18 protein-coding genes are annotated in these 18,552 nt (G+C 73.4%); 5 read left to right on the forward strand and 13 right to left on the reverse strand.

Annotation, left to right across the window (positions count from 1 at the left end; translation table 11 throughout):
- The 8 genes from DVA66_RS05185 to DVA66_RS05220 all read right to left on the reverse strand — a co-directional run.
- A partial coding sequence (locus DVA66_RS05185; protein ID WP_114559100.1) for an NADH-quinone oxidoreductase subunit G occupies positions 1-1,527 on the reverse strand: 1,527 nt, incomplete at its 3' end.
- Positions 1,524-2,876 (reverse strand): NADH-quinone oxidoreductase subunit NuoF, encoded by a 1,353-nt coding sequence (gene nuoF, locus DVA66_RS05190; protein ID WP_114559101.1) that lies wholly within the window; start codon positions 2,874-2,876, stop codon positions 1,524-1,526. The genes nuoF and DVA66_RS05185, both read right to left, overlap by 4 nt.
- Positions 2,873-3,709: an NADH-quinone oxidoreductase subunit NuoE gene (gene nuoE, locus DVA66_RS05195; RefSeq protein ID WP_114559112.1), complete on the reverse strand. Its 837-nt coding sequence runs from the start codon at positions 3,707-3,709 to the stop codon at positions 2,873-2,875. The genes nuoF and nuoE overlap by 4 nt, the downstream gene beginning before the upstream one ends.
- 74 nt (positions 3,710-3,783) lie before the next feature.
- Positions 3,784-5,037, reverse strand: a complete 1,254-nt coding sequence (locus DVA66_RS05200; RefSeq protein ID WP_232821774.1) for an NADH-quinone oxidoreductase subunit D — start codon at positions 5,035-5,037, stop codon at positions 3,784-3,786.
- A gap of 119 nt (positions 5,038-5,156) precedes the next feature.
- Positions 5,157-5,903, reverse strand: coding sequence for an NADH-quinone oxidoreductase subunit C (locus tag DVA66_RS05205; RefSeq protein WP_114559103.1), 747 nt, complete (start codon positions 5,901-5,903; stop codon positions 5,157-5,159).
- Positions 5,900-6,460 (reverse strand): NuoB/complex I 20 kDa subunit family protein, encoded by a 561-nt coding sequence (locus DVA66_RS05210; protein WP_114559104.1) that lies wholly within the window; start codon positions 6,458-6,460, stop codon positions 5,900-5,902. Before DVA66_RS05210 ends, DVA66_RS05205 begins: the two co-directional genes overlap by 4 nt.
- 58 nt (positions 6,461-6,518) lie before the next feature.
- Entirely contained in the window at positions 6,519-6,881 is a 363-nt protein-coding gene (locus DVA66_RS05215) for an NADH-quinone oxidoreductase subunit A (protein WP_114126584.1), read from the reverse strand.
- Between the two features lie 46 nt (positions 6,882-6,927).
- Positions 6,928-8,205: a geranylgeranyl reductase family protein gene (locus DVA66_RS05220; RefSeq protein WP_114559105.1), complete on the reverse strand. Its 1,278-nt coding sequence runs from the start codon at positions 8,203-8,205 to the stop codon at positions 6,928-6,930.
- A gap of 164 nt (positions 8,206-8,369) precedes the next feature.
- Between DVA66_RS05220 and DVA66_RS05225 the strand changes: the two genes are divergently transcribed.
- Both DVA66_RS05225 and DVA66_RS05230 read left to right on the forward strand, forming a co-directional pair.
- The gene (locus DVA66_RS05225) at positions 8,370-9,704 is read left to right on the forward strand and encodes an isochorismate synthase (RefSeq protein WP_232821771.1); all 1,335 of its coding nucleotides are present in this window, start codon (positions 8,370-8,372) and stop codon (positions 9,702-9,704) included.
- On the forward strand, positions 9,701-10,390 hold the full coding sequence (locus DVA66_RS05230) for a DNA alkylation repair protein (RefSeq protein ID WP_198671500.1): 690 nt from the start codon (positions 9,701-9,703) through the stop codon (positions 10,388-10,390). The genes DVA66_RS05225 and DVA66_RS05230 overlap by 4 nt, the downstream gene beginning before the upstream one ends.
- Positions 10,391-10,401: 11 nt before the next feature.
- Here the strand turns inward: DVA66_RS05230 and DVA66_RS05235 are convergent, their stop codons facing one another.
- Together DVA66_RS05235 and DVA66_RS05240 are read right to left on the reverse strand one after the other, a co-directional pair.
- Positions 10,402-12,252, reverse strand: coding sequence for a DUF6297 family protein (locus DVA66_RS05235; RefSeq protein ID WP_114559106.1), 1,851 nt, complete (start codon positions 12,250-12,252; stop codon positions 10,402-10,404).
- Positions 12,249-12,911, reverse strand: coding sequence for an ABC transporter ATP-binding protein (locus DVA66_RS05240; protein ID WP_114559107.1), 663 nt, complete (start codon positions 12,909-12,911; stop codon positions 12,249-12,251). Before DVA66_RS05240 ends, DVA66_RS05235 begins: the two co-directional genes overlap by 4 nt.
- Positions 12,912-13,062: 151 nt before the next feature.
- On the opposite strand from DVA66_RS05240, the gene DVA66_RS05245 reads away from it, so the two are divergent.
- Positions 13,063-13,707: a demethylmenaquinone methyltransferase gene (locus DVA66_RS05245; RefSeq protein ID WP_232821775.1), complete on the forward strand. Its 645-nt coding sequence runs from the start codon at positions 13,063-13,065 to the stop codon at positions 13,705-13,707.
- Between the two features lie 25 nt (positions 13,708-13,732).
- Entirely contained in the window at positions 13,733-15,460 is a 1,728-nt protein-coding gene (locus tag DVA66_RS05250; RefSeq protein WP_114559108.1) for a TM0106 family RecB-like putative nuclease, read from the forward strand.
- A gap of 84 nt (positions 15,461-15,544) precedes the next feature.
- Here DVA66_RS05250 and DVA66_RS05255 read toward each other — a convergent pair whose 3' ends face one another.
- Positions 15,545-16,003 carry a DUF4383 domain-containing protein gene (locus DVA66_RS05255; RefSeq protein ID WP_114559109.1) on the reverse strand — a complete coding sequence of 153 codons (459 nt, stop codon included), beginning with the start codon at positions 16,001-16,003 and terminating at the stop codon, positions 15,545-15,547.
- A gap of 153 nt (positions 16,004-16,156) precedes the next feature.
- Complete coding sequence (locus tag DVA66_RS05260; protein WP_114559110.1) at positions 16,157-17,167, reverse strand: zinc-binding alcohol dehydrogenase family protein; 1,011 nt, start codon at positions 17,165-17,167, stop codon at positions 16,157-16,159.
- Between the two features lie 71 nt (positions 17,168-17,238).
- Here DVA66_RS05260 and DVA66_RS05265 point away from each other — a divergent pair, with 71 nt between their 5' ends.
- Complete coding sequence (locus tag DVA66_RS05265; protein ID WP_232821772.1) at positions 17,239-17,628, forward strand: winged helix-turn-helix transcriptional regulator; 390 nt, start codon at positions 17,239-17,241, stop codon at positions 17,626-17,628.
- A 19-nt stretch (positions 17,629-17,647) separates the two neighbouring features.
- On the opposite strand, the gene DVA66_RS05270 is transcribed toward DVA66_RS05265, so the two are convergent.
- A partial coding sequence (locus DVA66_RS05270) for a 2-succinyl-5-enolpyruvyl-6-hydroxy-3-cyclohexene-1-carboxylate synthase (RefSeq protein WP_232821773.1) occupies positions 17,648-18,552 on the reverse strand: 905 nt, incomplete at its 5' end.

Here is an 18,552-nt window from a genome sequence, read left to right on the forward strand (position 1 = left end):
CACCCAGGCCAGCCGGGCCCCGGTCCGGTCGGCCAGCTCGGCGACCGCCGTCAGCGCCCCGGGGAACAGCGCGGCCCGCTCCCCGACCAGGATGATCGCGTCGGCGTCCAGACCGACGGTGGACTCGATCCCGGCCAGCACCTCGGCCTCGGTGCCGGGGACGGTCGGCACCAGCCGCGCCCCGACCTTGCGGGCGCCGTTGCTGAGGTAGGGCGCCAGCGTCCAGGAGCGCAGCCCGGAGGCGCGCATCGCCTTGCGCATCCGCAGGAAGACCGTGCCGGCCTCCTCCTCCGGCTCGAAGCCGACCATCAGCACCGCCGAGGCGGTGTCGAGGTCGCCGTAGCGGACGTCGGTGCGGGCGGCGACCCGGCGGGTGAGGAAGTCGGTCTCCTCCGCCGAGAGCGGGCGGGCGCGGAAGTCGATGTCGTCGGTGCCGAGCACGGTGCGGGCGAAGCGGGAGTAGCCGTAGGCGTCCTCGAGGGTCAGCCGGCCACCGGTCAGCACGCCGACGCTCAGCCCGGTGCCGGTCTCGTCCGGCCCGGCGGCCTGCAGCCCGCGGACGGCGACGTCGATCGCCTCCGGCCACGACGCCGGCCGCAGCACGCCGTCCTCGCGCACCAGCGGGACGCGCAGCCGGTCCTCCCCGCGCCCGTAGCGGAAGGCGAAGCGGTCCTTGTCGGTGATCCACTCCTCGTTCACCTCGGGGTCGTCCCCGGCCAGCCGGCGCACCACCTCTCCGCGACGGTGGTCGACCCGGATCGCGGCGCCGCAGGCGTCGTGCTCACCCACCGACGGGGTGGAGGTGAGGTCGAAGGGACGGGCCCGGAACCGGTAGGCGGCCGAGGTGAGCGCGCCGACCGGGCAGATCTGGATGGTGTTGCCGGAGAAGTAGGACTCGAACGGCTCGCGCTCGTAGATGCCGACCTGCTGCAGCGCACCCCGCTCGACCAGGGCGATGAACGGGTCACCGGCGATCTGCTCGGAGAAGCGGGTGCAGCGGGCGCAGAGCACGCACCGCTCGCGGTCGAGCAGCACCTGGGCGGAGATGCTCACCGGCTTGGGGTAGGTGCGCTTGACCGCCTCGAACCGGGACTCGCCGCGGCCGTTGCTCATCGCCTGGTTCTGCAGCGGGCACTCCCCGCCCTTGTCGCAGACCGGGCAGTCGAGCGGGTGGTTGAGCAGGAGCATCTCCATCATCCCCTGCTGGGCCTTGTCGGCCACCGGGGACGTCACCTGGGTGCGGATCTGCATGCCCTCGGCCACCGCCAGCGTGCAGGACGCCTGGGGTTTGGGCATCCCTCGCCCGTTGCCGGCGTCGGGCACCTCGACCAGGCACTGCCGGCAGGCGCCGGCCGGTTCCAGCAGCGGGTGGTCGCAGAAGCGCGGGATGGCGACCCCGACCAGCTCGGCGGCCCGGATCACCAGCGTCCCCTTCGGCACCGACACCGAGGTGTCGTCGATGGTGAGGGTGACCAGGTCCTCGGGCTGCTCGACCTGGCCCTGCTCGCCCTTGCTGATGACCGTCATCGTGCACCTCCGGCCGGTTCGGTGCCCGCGCCGAGCGCGGGGGTGTCGGGACCCGTGGCGAAGACCGTGCTGCGCTCGTAGGGCAGCAGCTCCCAGGCGGGTGTGTGCATCCCCTGCTCGAACTCCTCGCGGAAGTGCTTGATCGCGGAGGTGACGCAGGCGACGGCGCCGTCGGCCAGGGCGCAGAAGGAGCGTCCGCCGATGTTGTCGCAGAGGTCGAGGATCTTCTCGATGTCGCCGGGCTCGCCGCGGCCGGCCTCCAGCCGCATGAGGATCTGCACCAGCCACCACGAGCCCTCCCGGCACGGGGTGCACTTGCCGCAGGACTCGTGCTTGTAGAACTCCACCCAGCGCAGCGTGGAGCGGACCACCGAGGTGGTGTCGTCGAAGCACTGCAGCGCCTTGGTGCCGAGCATCGACCCGGCCCCGGCCATCGACTCGTAGTCCAGTGGCAGGTCGAGGTGCTCCGGGGTGAGGATCGGGGTGGAGGAGCCGCCCGGCGTCCAGAACTTCAGCTCGTGGCCCTCGCGCATCCCGCCGGCCAGCTCGAGCAGCTGGCGCAGGGTGATGCCCATCGGCGCCTCGAACTGGCCGGGGTTCTTCACGTGGCCCGACAGCGAGTACAGCGTCATCCCCTTGGACTTCTCGGTGCCCATCGAGGAGAACCACTCCGCGCCGCCGGTGACGATCGAGGGCACCGAGGCGATCGACTCGACGTTGTTGATCACCGTCGGGCTGGCGTAGAGCCCGGCGACGGCGGGGAACGGCGGACGCAGCCGGGGCTGGCCGCGGCGTCCCTCCAGGGAGTCCAGCAGCGCCGTCTCCTCCCCGCAGATGTAGGCCCCGGCGCCGGCGTGCACGACCACCTCGAGGTCGTAACCGGTGCCGAGCACGTTGGCTCCGGCGTAGCCGGCGGAGTAGGCCTCGCGGACGGCCTGCTGCAGCCGGCGGACCACGTGCAGCACCTCACCGCGCACGTAGATGAAGGCGTAGCGGGCCCGGATCGCGTAGGCGGAGATGATGACGCCCTCCACCAGCGTGTGCGGGGTCGCCATCATCAGCGGCATGTCCTTGCAGGTGCCCGGCTCGGACTCGTCGGCGTTGACCACCAGGTAGGTGGGGTTGGGGTTGTCCTTGGGCACGAAGGACCACTTCATGCCGGTCGGGAAGCCGGCCCCTCCGCGGCCGCGGAGGCCGGCGTCCTTGACCAGCGCGACGACCTCGTCGGGCTCCATCCGCAGGGCGGTGCGCAGGGCGGCGTACCCACCGGTGCGCTCGTAGTTGCCGAGCTTCCAGGCCCGCTCGTCACCCCACCGGGCCGAGAGCACCGGGGTCAGCAGGTCGGTCACCTCTTCCCTCCTTCTCCTGGGCGGTCCGCCGGTCGCTCGGCGTCGTCGCCGGCGCGGGCGTCCTCGGTGGACTCCTCGGCGGCCTCGCGCCGGGTGGAGTCCGGTTCGGACGGGCCGGTGGCGGCCTCGGCGTTGACCTCGGCGACCTCCGCGGGCTCCTCCGGCTCCGCCTCGCCGCCCACCGGCGGGGCCTGCCAGCCGTGCTCGCGGGCGATCCGCAGCCCGAGCAGCGAGGCCTCGCCCGCGGTGGGGCCGGAGTCGGCCCGTCCGTCGGGGAAGCCGGCCAGCACCCGCTCGGCCTCGCGCCAGGAGGTGATCTCCGCACCTCGGGTGGAGGTCACCGGCTCGCCGGCGCGCAGGGCCTCGACCACCTCGACCGCCGAGGCGGGGGTGACGTTGTCGAAGAACTCCCAGTTGACCATCATCACCGGCGCGTAGTCGCAGGCGGCGTTGCACTCGATGTGCTCCAGCGTGATGGCGCCGTCCTCGGTCGTCTCGTCGTTGCCGACGCCGAGGTGGCGCTGCAGGGTGGCCAGCACCTCGTCCCCGCCGAGGATCGCGCAGAGCGCGGTGGTGCAGACGCCGACGTGGTGCTTCCCGACCGGCTTGCGCTTGTACATCGTGTAGAAGGTCGCCACCCCGCTCACCTCGGCGGCGCTGATCTGCAGCACGTCGGCGCAGGCCTCGATGCCGGCCGGGGTGACCCGTCCCTCCACCGACTGCACCAGGTGCAGCATCGGCAGCAGCGCCGAGCGCGGCTGCGGGTAGCGTGCCGCGATCTGGCGCATCTCCTCGAGGTGCGCCTCGGTCAGCGCGGTCTCGGTGACGGCCATGTCGACGCCACCGGTCTCGACGAAGTGCGTCGTGAAGTGGTGCTCGGAGTGCCCGTTGGTGTGCCCGTTCGTGCTCACCGGTCGACACCACCCATCACCGGGTCGATGGAGGCGACGGCGACCACGACGTCGGAGATCATCGAGCCCTCGCACATGATCGGGACGGCCTGCAGGTTGTTGAAGCTGGGGTCGCGGAAGTGGGCGCGGTAGGGACGCGTCCCGCCGTCGGAGACCAGGTGCGCGCCGAGCTCGCCCTTGGGGCTCTCGATCGGCACATAGGCCTGGCCGGGCGGCACCCGGAAGCCCTCGGTGACCAGCTTGAAGTGGTGGATCAGGGCCTCCATCGACTGGCTCATGATGTGCTTGATGTGCTCGTTGGAGTTGCCCATCCCGTCGGGGCCGATCGACATCTGCGCGGGCCAGGCGATCTTGGCGTCGGCGACCATCACCGGCTCACCCTCCATCCGCTCCAGCCGGTCGATGCACTGCTCGACGATGCGCAGGCTCTGCCACATCTCCTCCTGGCGCACCCGGAACCGGCCGTAGGCGTCGGCGGTGTCCCAGGTCGGCACCTCGAAGTCGTAGGTCTCGTAGCCGCAGTAGGGCTGCTGCTTGCGAAGGTCCCAGCCGTAGCCGGTGGATCGCAGCACCGGGCCGGTGATCCCCAGTGCCATGCACCCGGACAGGTCGAGGTGGCCGACCCCGCCGAGACGGCCCTTGAAGATCGGGTTCTCGTTGCAGAGGGCGGCGTACTCGGGCAGGTGCTTCTTCAGCCAGGCGACGGTGTCGCGGAGCTTGGCGATGCCGTTGTCCGGCAGGTCGTTGGCCACCCCGCCGGGGCGGATGAAGGCGTGGTTCATCCGCAGCCCGGTGATCAGCTCGAAGGCGTCCAGGATCATCTCCCGGTCGCGGAAGCCGATGGTCATCACCGTCAGGGCGCCGATCTCCATGCCACCGGTGGCGATGGCGACCAGGTGGCTGGAGATGCGGTTGAGCTCCATCAGCAGCACCCGCATCACGGTGGCCTTCTCCGGGACGTCCTCGGTGATGCCCAGCAGCCGCTCCACCGACAGGCAGTAGGCGACCTCCTGGAACAGCGGGGTGAGGTAGTCCATCCGGGTGCAGAAGGTGACGCCCTGGGTCCAGGTGCGCACCTCCATGTTCTTCTCGATGCCGGTGTGCAGGTAGCCGATCCCGCAGCGGGCCTCGAGGACGGACTCGCCCTCCATCTCCAGGATCAGCCGCAGCACGCCGTGGGTGGACGGGTGCTGGGGGCCCATGTTGACGACGATCCGCTCGTCTCCGCGCTCGGCCTGCAGGTCGGCGATGTCCTGCCAGTCCTGCCCGGTGGCGGTGTAGACCCGGCCCTCGACCGGCTCCCCCGGCGGGCCGAACGGGTCGGCCTGGCCAGCGCCCGGGCTCGGCGTGGACTGCTCGGTGCTGGTGCTCACGTGTAGCTCCTCCGCGTCTCCGGCGGGGCGACGACGGCGCCCTTGTACTCGATGTCGATGCCGCCGAGGGGGTAGTCCTTGCGCTGCGGGTGGCCGGACCAGTCGTCAGGCATGAGGATCCGGGTCAGCGCCGGGTGGCCGTCGAACTGGACGCCGAACATGTCCCAGGTCTCACGCTCGTGCCAGTCCGCGGCCGGGTAGACGCTGACCACGCTCGGCACGTGCGGGTCGGCGTCGGGGCAGGTGACCTCGAGCCGGATCCGCCGGTTGTGGGTCATCGACTGCAGGTGGTAGACGACGTGCAGCTCCGCGCCCTGCTGGGTCGGCAGGTGCACCCCCGAGACCGAGGCGCAGTGCTCGAAGCGCAGCGTCGGGGTGTCGCGCAGCGCCCGGGCCACCGCGAGCAGGTGGTGGCGGTCGATGGTGAAGGTGATCTCGCCGCGGTGCACCACCACCGCGGTCACCGCGCCGGCGGGCAGCACCTTGGCCATCTCGTCGGCCACCGTGTCGAACCAGCCGCCGTAGGGCCGGGCGGTCGGCTGGGGCATCTCGACCACGCGCTGCAGGCGTCCGAAACCGGACGTGTCGCCGCTGCCGGCCGCACCGAACATGCCGCGGCGGATCTGCACCTGGTGCGGAGCGGGGCCGGCGACGTCGTCGCTGCCGGTGTCCGGCTCCAGGCTGGTGTCCGAGGCCGGGGCGTCCTCGCGCTCGAGACCCTTCTCGTCCGGACGGTCGCTCATCGCAGCAGCCCCTTGAGCTCGGAGGTGGCCGGGGCGGTGAGCTGGGCGGCCTCCTGCTCGGCGTAGAAGCGGTCCTCGTTGACCCCGATCGGCTTGTCCTGGACCAGCTTGCGCAGCTTGAACATGCCGTCGATGAGCATCTCCGGGCGCGGCGGGCAGCCGGGCACGTACATGTCGACCGGCACCACGTGGTCGACGCCCTGGACGATCGCGTAGTTGTTGAACATGCCGCCGGTGCTGGCGCACACCCCCATCGACAGCACCCACTTCGGGTTGGGCATCTGGTCGTAGATCTGGCGCAGCACCGGGGCCATCTTCTGACTCACCCGGCCGGCCACGATCATCAGGTCGGCCTGGCGCGGCGAGGCCCGGAACACCTCCTGGCCCCAGCGCCCGGAGTCGTAGCGGGGCGCGCCGTAGGTCATCATCTCGATCGCGCAGCAGGCCAGGCCGAAGGTCGCCGGCCAGAAGGACGCCTGCCGCATCCAGCCGAACAGCCCCTCCACCGTGGTGAGCAGCACCCCACTGGGGACGTTGTCCTCGAGTCCACCGGCCATCAGCGTGCCCCCGTCCTGTCCTCGTCGGTCGTGTCGGTCGTGCGCGGGTACCGGGCGGTCAGTCCCATTCCAGGCCTCCCCGCCGCAGCACGTAGAAGTAGGCGATGAAGACGGTCGCCACGAACAGCACCATCTCGGCCAGCGCGAACGGGCCGAGCAGGTCGAAGCTGACCGCCCAGGGGTAGAGGAAGACGATCTCGATGTCGAAGACGATGAAGAGCATCGCGGTGATGTAGTACTTCATCGGCACCCGCCCGCCGCCGACGGCGTGCGGGGTGGGCTGGATGCCGCACTCGTAGGAGTCGTACTTGGCGCGGTTGTAGCGGCGCGGACCCACGTTGACGCTGGTGACCACGCTGACCGCCACGAAGGCGGCCGCGATGGCCAGCAGCACCACGATCGGTGCGTAGAGGTTGTTCACCACACCTGCCTCTCCGTTGAAGCCCTGCGGTCCACGTCGACGTCCCCTAGGCCGCCGGCGCCAGCCGCGTGAGCTGGTTGATCACCAGGTCCATCGCGTCCCCGTCGCGGGAGTCGGTGAGGTTGGCCAGCAGCTTGAGCACGAACCTCATCAGCGTCCGCCGCGGCAGCCCGTAGCGGGTGCACAGCGACATCACCTGCGGGTTGCCGATCAGCCGCACGAAGACGTTGCCCAGGCGGTAGTAGCCGCCGAGCTCGTCCTTGAGCCGGCTCGGGTAGCCCTGCAGCGCCTTCTCCGCGCTCGGGGTGCCGACACCGCGACGGTGCGCCTCGGTGGCGGCGTCGGCGGCGTACTCCCCGGCCTCCATGGCGTAGGCGATGCCCTCGCCGTTGAACGGGTTGACCATGCCTCCGGCGTCGCCGACCAGCAGCAGCCCGCGGGTGTAGTGCGGCTGGCGGTTGAACCCCATCGGCAGCGCGGCACCGCGCACCGGGGTGGTCATGTTGGCGTCGCGGTAGCCCCACTCCTCCGGGGTGGTGTCCAGCCAGGCCTTGAGCAGGGCCTTGTAGTCGGTCCTGCCGAACGCGGAGGAGGTGTTGAGGATGCCGAGCCCGACGTTGCTGGTGCCGTCGCCCATGCCGAAGATCCAGCCGTAGCCGGGCAGCAGGGTGGACTGCCCGGGCGGGCCGTCCCACAGCTCCAGCCAGGACTCGAGGTAGTCGTCGTCGGAGCGCGGCGAGGTGTAGTAGGTGCGCACCGCCACCCCCATCGGGCGGTCGTCGCGCTTCTGGATGCCCATCGCCACGCTCAGCCGGGTGGAGTTGCCGTCGGCGGCGACCACCAGCGGCGCCCGGAACTCCCGGCCGTCCTTGCAGCGGACGCCGACGATCCGGTCGGTGCGCTCGTCCAGCAGCGGCTCGGTGACGAAGGCCTGCTCGTACAGCTTGGCGCCGGCGGCCACGGCCGTCCGGGCCAGCAGGTCGTCGAAGTCGGAGCGCGGGCGGACCAGCCCGTAGGGCGGGAAGTCGGCCAGGTCGGGCCAGTCCAGGTGGAACGGCTGCCCGCCGCCGCCGTAGATCCGCAGACCCCGGTTGTGCAGCCAGCCGGCCTCGGTGGAGGTGTCGATGCCGAGCCGGATCAGCTGGCGGGTGGCGCGGGGGGTGAGCCCGTCCCCGCAGACCTTCTCGCGGGGGAACTGCGTCTTCTCGAGCAGGGCGACCTCCAGCCCGCGCCGCGCCAGGTGCGTGGCGGTGGCCGAACCGGCGGGGCCGGCTCCCACGACGACCACGTCGGCGTCGACGACCCCGGACGGGGTGCTGGTCATGACACTCCTGCTGCTCGTGAAAACGTTCACTACCTCCGCCACTCTAACCACATCCGCGGGTTTCGTGCGCAGGGGTGGGTGCCGTTCTCCCTTGTCGCGGGCGGTTTGACCGAGCGAATATCGCAAGCACGACATCACGCAAATCCGGTGCGTAGGCTCTGGGCGTGATCGCCCCCCTGCTCGTGCACAGCTCGGCCCCCGTCTTCGTCCGGAGCACGCTGCTGCCGGGGACCGGCCTCGACGCGGTGCTCGACCTGCTGCGGCGCGGACCGGCCGGCGGGGTGGACTACGGCTGGCTGCACGGCGAGGACGGTGCGGTCGGTGGCGGTGCGGCCCTGCGCTGGCAGCCGCGGCCCGGGGAGGGCACCGGCGCGGCGGCGTCCTGGTGGGACGGCGTGTGCGCCCGGCTGGAGCACACCGGGGACAGCGCCGGCCACGCCTCGCTCGCCTTCGGCTCGTTCCCCTTCGACCCCGGGCACACCGAGGCGGCGCCGGTGCTGGTGCTGCCGGAGTGGGTGCTGGTGCACCGGCACGGGGAGACGGTGCTGCTGGAGGCCTCGACCCGGCCGTTCCCCGTCCCGGCCGCCGCGCGGCTGGACGCGCTGCTGGACGCCGGCGCGGAGCCGGAGGAGCCCGTCACCCTGCACGAGGAGCACGAGGCCCTCGACGCCGAGCAGTGGGCCGAGCGGGTGGCCCGCGGGGTGAAGCGGATCCTCGTCGGCGACCTGGACAAGGTGGTGCTGGCCCGGCAGGTGACCGTGCGCGGCGACCGCCCGCTGCCGGTGGGGCGGCTGGCCCGGCGGCTGCACGCGTCCTACCCGCGGTGCTGGACGTTCCTCGTCGACGGTCTGGTCGGCGCCAGCCCGGAGATGCTGGTGCGGCGCGAGGAGGGGCTGGTGACCTCGCGGGTGCTGGCCGGGACGATCGGCGTCTCCGGCGCCGCCCCGGAGACCCTCGGCGCGGCGCTGGCCTCGTCCTCGAAGGACCTGCTCGAGCACGAGTTCGCGGTGGCCTCGGTGGCCTCGGCGCTGGCGCCCTACTGCGACGGGATGAACGTGCCGAGCGCGCCCTACGTGCTCGAGCTGCCCAACGTGCTGCACCTGGCGACCGAGATCACCGCGGCCACCAGCCCGACGACCTCGGTGCTGGAGCTGGTCGGCGCCCTGCACCCGAGCGCGGCGGTCTGCGGCACCCCGACCCCGACCGCCCGCCGGCTGATCGCCGAGCTGGAGTCGATGGACCGGGGACGCTACTCCGGCCCGGTCGGCTGGGTGGACAGCACCGGCGACGGGGCGTGGGCGATCGCGCTGCGCTGCGGGCAGGTGGACCCGGACGACCCGCGGGTGGTCCGGCTGTACGCCGGCTGCGGGATCGTGGCCGACTCCGACCCCGACGCCGAGGTGGCCGAGTCGCAGGCCAAGCTGGTGCCGATGCGGACCGCGCTGGCCGAGGCGTCCGCCGCGACCGGTCGGGTGGCCTCGCGGACGGGTGCCCGATGATCGGGGAGCTGACCGCCGAGGTGGTGGTGGGGGCGCTGCAGGCCCGGGCCGACCCGGCCGAGCTGCCGAAGGTGCGACGCCGGCTCGCCCCGGACGAGCCGGCCATCGGGATGCGGATGCGCGAGCTGTTCGACGTCGCCCGGTGGGCGTCCTCGCTCTCGCTGGGCGAGGTGGAGCGGCTGCTCGACCAGTCGACCTACGAGGCCCGGATGTGCGCCGTGTGCGTGCTCGACCTGCAGGTGCGCGACCGGATCGGCGACCCGGCGCGCCAGCAGCTCTACCTGCGCCGCCACGACCGGGTCACCACCTGGGACATGGTCGACCGGGCCGCCCCGCGGGTGCTGGGCGGGCCGCTGCTCGGCGGGCCGTACGAGGTGCTGCACGAGCTGGCCGCCAGCGAGGACCCGCTGCGTCGCCGCTCGGCGATCACGGCGCCGCTGCTGTTCGTGCGGCAGGGCTCCGACGCCGACCTCACCGCCGGCTACGTGGTGGCCTCCGCGCTGGCCGCCGACCCCGAGCCGGTGGTGCACCAGGCCGTCGGCACCTTCCTCAAGCACGCCGGCGAGCGGGCCCCGCTGATGCTCAACGCCTTCCTCACCTCGCACGCCGCCGAGATGCCGCGTCCGGTGGTGCGGCTCGCGCTGGAGAAGGCCGACCCCTCGGTCCGCCGCCGCTGGGTCGGCTGACCCCCCGCCGCTCAGCGGCGGCGGGCGGCGCGCTGGCGCTCCAGCTCCTTCTGCTGCTGCTCGCGGGTGGCCTGCAGGCCCTCGCTGCTGAAACCGCCCAGCAGCACGACCGCCACGATGGCCGCGATGACGAAGGACACCACCAGCGGCAGGTTCAGCAGGATCGGGGCGGTGATGAGCAGCACCATGTCGATCCCGCGGATCGGGGCGGTGATCATCCCGGGCGGGATCGCACCGGCCGGCGTGGAGGCCATCGGGGCGCCCCAGTTCACCGGCTTGGCGGTGGTCCAGCGGACCGCACCCATCAGCCCGGCGAACGCGGTGAGCAGGGTCACCTGCACCGCCTCCAGCACCGGACGGCTGCCGGCGGACTCGCCGAACCCGACGAAGGCCGGCGCGGAAGCGATCGCCCAGACCAGCGCCACCACGGCCGGCACCACCACGGTGGCGCGGCGGATCTGGCCGTTGGTGAAGGGCAGCGTCCGCGCCAGCCCGCTGTTGCGGGTGAGCACCCGCAGACCGCCGGTGAGCGGGATCAGGCTGACGAAGACGGCGAGGGCCCCGAGGAACGGCACCACGGTGGCCAGGCCGAGCGCGTCGGCGGCGTAGGGCACCACCGCGGTGAGCAGCACCGTGGGCACCGCGGCGGGGCTGCGCAGGGCCCGTTGCACCTCACGCAGCACCAGGGCCCGGACGGCCTCGCCGCTGCCACGCATCGCCCGGACGTGGCCCTTCTCGCGGGCGCGCCGCTCCACCACGATGTCGTGGATCAGCCCGAGGTCGAGGGCGTAGAAGGCACCGGACAGGCCCGAGACCAGGGAGCCGCCGCTGGTCAGCCGCAGCCGCTCGATCCGGTCGAGCCGGCGTCCGGCCACGACGGCGCAGACCACCAGCAGCAGCACCGCCCCCGCCGCGACGGCCGCCGCGATCTCGATCCGGGCCACCCCGGGCAGGGTGAAGGTGGTCCACCCGGCCGCCAGCGCCACCACCAGCACCAGCACCGCCAGGCCGAGCAGGGCGAACAGCCGCGCGCTCCAGCGGGCCGGGCCGGAGCGTCCGGCCGTCTGCCAGGCCGCGGCCCAGGCCACCACGGCGGCCGCGGACAGACCGGTGGCGATGGTCCAGGCCGCCACCTCACGGCCGGCGGTCCCCGACAGCAGCGTGACCAGGATGCCGACCAGCGCGCCGCCGAGCAGGGCGATCAGCAGTGCGGAGACCAGCCGGGGACGCAGCAGCCGGGCACGTCCGACCGGGGCCGACATCAGCCACGTCCCCTCTGCCGCCGAGGCCAGCACGGGCCCGAACAACCGGGCCATCGACAGCGCCAGCCCGGCCACCAGGGCCACCGTCGCCCAGGGCAGGAAGAGCCGGGCGGAGGTGCAGGCCACCGTGGCGCACTGGCTGACCGTGGTCTGGGCCTGCAGCACCACGTTGACCGCCATCGCCCCGACCAGCAGCACGCCGAAGACGACCACGTAGGCGTCGGAGATGACCTCGCCGAGCTTCTTGGTCGCCCGGCCCTTGCGCCAGTCGCGCATCAGCCCGAGCAGCTCGCGGTGGTCGGCGGGCTCGCACTCCTCCGCGGTCACCGTGGTCACCCGCACGGGGTGCGCGGGACGCGGCAGCGGCTGGCCGGTGCGCAGCATGGGACGTTCGCTCAGCGACTCCGCGGCGGCGGGGGTCGCGGGCCCGGACGTCGATGCGGCCTTGGGCTCCTTCTTCCGCTTCTTCCGCGCCCCCTTCGGGGTGACGGCGGGGGGCAGGCTGCGGCCCGGGCCGTCGGGTCCGATCGGGTCGGGCTCGCCGGCGCGGGTCGGCTCGGCGGTGCGTCCCGGTTCGCTCGTCCGGTCGGGCTCGCTCATCCGCGCGCACCCTCGGTCTGCCGCGGGGCGCCCAGCTCGACCACCCGGGTGGCGACGGTGTCGACCAGGCTGGGCTCGTGGCTGGCGAAGACGATGGCCAGGCCCTGCTCGCGCTCGGCCCGCAGCCGGTTGGCCAGCCACGCCACGCCCTCGACGTCCAGCCGGGCCTCCGGCTCGTCCATCACCAGCAGGTCGCGGGGGCGGACGAAGGCGGTCGCCAGCCCGAGCCGGCGCCGCTGGCCCGAGGACAGGGTGCCGGGCAGCTGCCCCGACTGCGGCACCAGCTGCACCTCCTCCAGCACCTCGTCGACCAGGGCGTCGGCGTCGGGGACGCCGTGGGCGCGGGCCAGCAGGTCGAGGTGCTCGACCACGGACAGGTCGGGGAAGAAGTCGAGGTCGTCGATGACGGTGGCGATGTCGCGACGGGACTGCACCGAGGTCTCCAGCACCGGGTGGCCGTTCACCTCGACCGTGCCCTCGTCGGCCTTGTCGGCCCCGACCAGGCAGCGCAGCACCGTCGACTTCCCCGAGCCGTTGCGCCCGGTCAGCGCCACCGCCTCGCCGGCACGCACCTCCAGGTCGAAGTCGCGGACGATGGTCACGGGCCCGTAGGCGCGCCGGAGTCCGGACACCTTGAGCACGGTGGTCTTCCTGGCCATGGCCTCGATTCTGCCTTCCGTCGCCGAACGCGCACCGGCTCGGGAGGCGTCCGCCGAGCCGGGGTGGGTGTCGGACCCGCGTGGCAGAATCCCACACGTGTCGCACCCCGCTCGAGCCACGCTGGCCAAACGCCGCTCCGACGTCGCCCGCATGTTCGACGCGGTGGCCGAGCGCTACGACACCACCAACGACGTGCTCAGCCTGGGTCTGGACCGTCGTTGGCGGCGTGCGGTGGTGGCCGCGGTGCACCCGCTGCCGGGTGAGCGGGTGCTCGACCTCGCCGCCGGCACCGGGACGTCCAGCCGCCCCTTCGCCGACGCCGGCGCCACGGTCGTCCCGGCCGACCTGAGCCTGGGCATGCTGCGGGTGGGCAAGCACCGCCAGCCCGACCTGTCCTTCGTGGCCGCGGACGCGCTGTCGCTGCCCTTCGCCGACGGCGCCTTCGACGCGGTGACGATCTCCTTCGGGCTGCGCAACGTCGAGCACACCGAGGACGCCCTGCGCGAGCTGCGCCGGGTCACCCGTCGGGGCGGGCGGGTGGTGGTGTGCGAGTTCTCCGCCCCGACCCTGCCAGGGGTGCGCCGGCTCTACCGCGACGTGCTGCTGGCCGGGCTGCCCGGGGTCGCCCGGGTGGTCTCGTCCAACCCGCCGGCGTATGAGTACCTCGCCGAGTCGATCCGGGCTTGGCCGGCCCAGCAGGAGCTGGCGGCGCTGATGGGACGGGCCGGGTGGCGCCGGGTGCAGTGGCGCGACCTCACCGGTGGCGTGGTCGCCCTGCACCGTGGGGTCGCGTGAGGCGGCATCGCATGGGGGGCACCGCGTGAGGCTGGCCGACGGCGGCATCGTGCTCGGCCCCTACGCCGCGACCAGCTGCCCGGTGAAGACGCAGAACGCGCACGACCCGCGGCTGGTCGGCGTCCCGGCCCCGCCGCCGGCCGACGAGGCGCTGCGCGAGCTGTTCGCCGGCGGGGAGCAGTGGCAGCGCGACGTCGACGACCTGCTGGCCGCGCTGCCCGGGGTGGTCGACCTGCGTCCGGTGGCCTCCGAGCCGGCCGCGGTGCGGGCCGGGCGCACCGTCGAGGCGATGGCGTCCGGGGCCGACCTGGTGCTGGCCGCCCAGCTGCCGCTGGACGTCGAGGGCCACCGCTACGGACGCTGCGACGTGCTGGTGCGCGACCCGGACACCGCCGGCCGGCACGCCTACCACCCGGTGCTGGTCAAGGGCCACCGGGTGCGGGAGCGGCGCGCGCCGGCGCCCGGGCTCAGCCTGCTGCACGTCTCCGGCACCGACGCGCCGTCGCGGGCGGCCGCGGTGGCGCACCCCGAGGAGAGCTTCCGCACCATCCGCCGGGAGCGGGACGCGGTGCAGCTGGCCCACCTCTACCGGATGCTGCAGGCCTGCGGCCGGGCTCCGGACGGTCCGCCGCGCGGCGGGCTGGTGGGCACCGACGACCCGGTGGGCATCACCTGGCTCGAGCTGGCCGAGCCGGTGTTCCGCACCTTCTCCCGCACCGCTCCCGGCGGCTGGCGGCTGCGCTCGGCGCTGGAGCGGCACGACCACGAGCACCAGTTCCGGGTGTCGGTGGCGCGGCGGGCCGAGCAGCTCGACCAGCCCGACGTCACCCCGATGGTGCACCCGATCAAGGTGTCGGAGTGCGACCGGTGCCAGTGGTGGCGGGCCTGCGAGCCGCAGCTGGACGCCGAGGACATCAGCGTGCGGATCGCCAAGGCGCCGCTGGACGTCCGCGAGATCAGCGTGCTGCGCTCCCTCGGCGTGGCCACCACCACCGAGCTGGCGCGGGCCGACCTGGACGCGCTGCTGCCGCGCTACCTGCCCGAGGTGGCCCACCGCCACGGCGCGGAGCAGCGGATCCGGCGGGTGCAGCGGCGGGCCCAGCTGATCAGCGACGGGGTGGTGCTGGAGCGGCTGGAGGCCGGCCCGGTGGACGTCCCGGCGGCGGAGCTGGAGATCGACCTCGACATCGAGACCTCCGCCGACGACCGGGTGTACCTGTGGGGGTTCCTCGTCAACGACATGGTCGCCGGCACCAGCGAGTTCCGGTCGTTCGTGTCCTGGCACGACCTCGACGACGCGGGCGAGGTGGCGCTCGCCGCGGAGGCGATGGACTGGCTCCGGGGGCTGGTCGAGGGGCCGCGCCCGGTGCGCGTCTACCACTACAGCGACTACGAGACGGTGCGGATCGGTCAGCTGGCCGAGCGCACCGGCGCCGACGGTGCGGCCGGGGCCCTGCTGACCTGGGCCCGCGACGAGGGCGTGCGCTCCTTCGTCGACCTGTTCGCGACGGTCCGCGACCACCTGTTCGGCGTCAACGGGCTGGGCCTGAAGGTGGTGGCCAGCGAGGGGGCCGGCTTCTCCTGGCGTGACGACGACCCGGGCGGGCTGAACTCCCAGCGCTGGTTCGCCGAGGCGGTGCACGGGCCCACCGATGAGGTCAGGGCGCAGGCCCGGCAGCGGGTGCTGCAGTACAACGAGGACGACGTGCTGGCCACCGCCGCGCTGCGCCGCTGGTTGCGCTCGCTCGACTGAGGTCGAGCACACCCCCGCCGTGCCGCACCCCCCGCGCGTCACCCCGCGCCGGCGGGCGGGGTGACGGGCGAGGAGCGGTGCGGGTCAGACGTCGGCGCCGGCACCCCGGCGGGTCAGGGCGACGCCCAGGCCCACCATGCCGATCGCCAGCACCAGGTGCAGGATGTCGTCGGCGAGGTTCAGCGGGACGAAGTTGGCCGCGGAGTCCTGGGGCACGAGCAGGCCGTAGATGAACAGCACCGCGTAGATGATCCCGCCCACGACCAGGTAGCTGCGGGCCCCGGAGACCGAGCGGGCCAGCACCAGACCGGCCACGCCGAACAGCAGGTGGACGATGTTGTGCAGGATCGAGACCTGGAAGATCCCGAGCAGCATCGCCTCGGAGTGGTGCGACGCGAAGGACATCGTGTCGTAGTTGGTGGTGATGCCCGGGATGAACCCGAGCACGCCGACGAGCAGGAAGACCACGCCCACCACCAGGGCGGCCTTCTGGACGTTGGTCCGGCCCGCACGGTCGGTACGGGACGACGTGGGAACAGACATGATCCCTCCACGGGTGTTCGGTACCGGGACGGTCCCGGCGGTACCGATGGGCTACCCGCTCGCCCCCGGTCCAACCCGACGCGGGCCCGCTCGACGACCCGGGCGGCCGCTCCCGACCGGCGGGCCGGCTGGCGGCTGGCGCTGCCGCAGGGGTCACCGCCACCCGTGCAGGACGATCTTGCCCGTCGTCCGGCTGCTCTCGATCCTCCGGTGCGCCTCACGCAGGTTCACCGCGTCGATCGGGGTGAGCACCTGCTCGGTGGTGGCGCGCACCCGTCCGGCGTCGACGAGCTCGGCGACCCGGGTGAGCAGGCGGTGCTGCTCGACCAGGTCGGCGGTCTGGTGCACCGGCCGGGTGAACATCAGCTCCCAGTGCCAGGCGATGCTCCTGGACTTCAGCGGTGACACGTCCCGCGGCCCGTCGTCGATGGCGACCACGTGGCCGCCCGGGGCGACGACCTCGGCATAGGTGGCGACCTGGCCCTCGGAGTAGGCGGTGAACAGCCAGTCCACCCCCGCCGGGGCGAGGGCGAGCACCTGGGCGGTGAGGTCCTCGCGGTGGTTGACGGTGTGCTCGGCGCCGAGCCCGCGGACCTGCGCGCCCCGCTCCTCGTCGGATGCGGTGGCGATGACCCGGACCCCGGGCAGCAGCGCCTCGGCGAGCTGCAGCAGGATCGACCCCACGCCCCCCGTGGCGCCGACGACGAGCAGGGTGCCGGTGGAGTCGGCGGTGAGCCGGAGCCGGTCGAACAGGGCCTCCCAGGCGGTGATCGCGGTGAGCGGGAGCGAGGCGGCGTCGGCGAAGGAGAGGCTGGCCGGCTTGCGTCCCACGATGCGCTCGTCGACGAGGTGCAGCTGCTGGTCGGTGCCGGGACGGTCGATGCTGCCGGCGTAGAACACCTCGTCGCCCTCGGCGAAGAGGGTGACCTCCGAGCCGACCCGCTCCACCGTGCCGGCGGCGTCGAAGCCGAGCACCCGCAGCCCTCCGGCCGGCGCCCCGCTGCGCAGCTTGACGTCGACCGGGTTGACCGAGACGGCCTCGACCCGCACCAGCAGGTCGTGCGGACCCGGCTCGGGGGTGGGGACCTGCTCGGTGAGGAGCGCCCGCTCGTCGGTGGCGGGGAGGTTGTCGCGGTAGCCGATGGCGGTGTGCGTGGTGGTCATGGGGCGACGATCTCCCACGGACCGTAGTTACCGTCAAGGACACCTGGTACCCATCGGGTACCGTCGGCACGGTGACCGCCACCGACGCCTGCGGGCGCAACGACGTCTACGCCGCGATGTGCCCCTGCCGCGACCTGCTGGACCTGCTGGCCAACAAGTGGAGCGCGCTCGCCATCGGTGTGCTCGAGGAGGGCCCGACCCGGTTCGGCGAGCTGCGCCGCCGGCTGGAGGGGGTGAGCCCGAAGGTGCTCTCGCAGACCCTCAAGCGGCTCGAGGCGAGCGACCTGGTGACACGGACCGCCTACCCGGAGGTGCCGCCGCGCGTCGAGTACGCCCTCACCGGGCTGGGAGCGAGCGCGGCCGCACCGCTGGCGCACCTGCGCTCCTGGGTCGAGGCCAACGCGGGCCATCCCGAGGACGCGCCCGGCCCGCTGCCGGTCGCCACCCCGACCCCCGGCTGAGCCGTTCCCGGGACCCGGGTCACGACGGGCGGACGAGGGCGCGGAGGTCGGCGTCCAGGGCGCGGCGGCGGCTGCGGTCGAGGCGGACCTCGACGACCTCGATCCCGGTGATCCGGCGCTCGAGCAGCTCGGCGAGCTGGTCGGCAGCGGTGACCGGGCGGTACTTGACGCCGTGCGCGGCGGCCAGCGCGGCGAGGTCGACGCGGTGGGGGGTGCCGAAGAGCCGCTCGAAGGAGCCGCCGAGCTCGGGACGTCCCTGCTCGAGGCTGGCGAAGATGGCGCCGCCGACGTCGTTGGCGACGACCAGCCGGACGTCGGCGCGGGGCTCGTCGGGCCCGATCAGCAGCCCGTTGCTGTCGTGCAGGAAGGTGAGGTCGCCGACCAGCGCGGTCACCCCGGCGCCGGTGCCCAGCGACAGCCCGACGGCGGTGGAGACGGTGCCGTCGATCCCGGCCAGCCCGCGGTTGGCGTGCACCACCGGCCCGGCCGACGACCAGACCGGCGCCAGGTCGGCGTCCCGGACCGCCTGGGAGGAGCCGAGCAGCCAGACGTCGGAGGCGCGCAGGCTGCCGGCCACCATCGCCGCCAGCCCGGGACCGGTGCTGGGGTCGGCGGGGACGAGCGCGTCGAGGCGGCGGCGCAGACCGGCGTCGGCCTGCTGCCACTCCGCCAGCCAGCCCTCGTCGCCCGCGGCGAGGTCGACGGCGCCGGCGACGCGGGAGACCCGGTGGCCGGGGTCGGGCCAGCGGTCGCCGGCCGTGACCGCGACCAGCTCGACGTCGGCGCGTCCGAGCAGCCGGGTGACCGGACGGGACAGCGTCGGGTGGCCGAAGCAGAGCACCCGGGTGATCCGCTCCCCCAGCGGCGCGTCGAGCAGCAGCCGGTAGGTGCCGATGGCGCACTCGCCCACCCTGGCGTTGCCCG

It is taken from the genome of Desertihabitans aurantiacus, from assembly GCF_003344635.1.
GTDB lineage: Bacteria > Actinomycetota > Actinomycetes > Propionibacteriales > Propionibacteriaceae > Desertihabitans > Desertihabitans aurantiacus.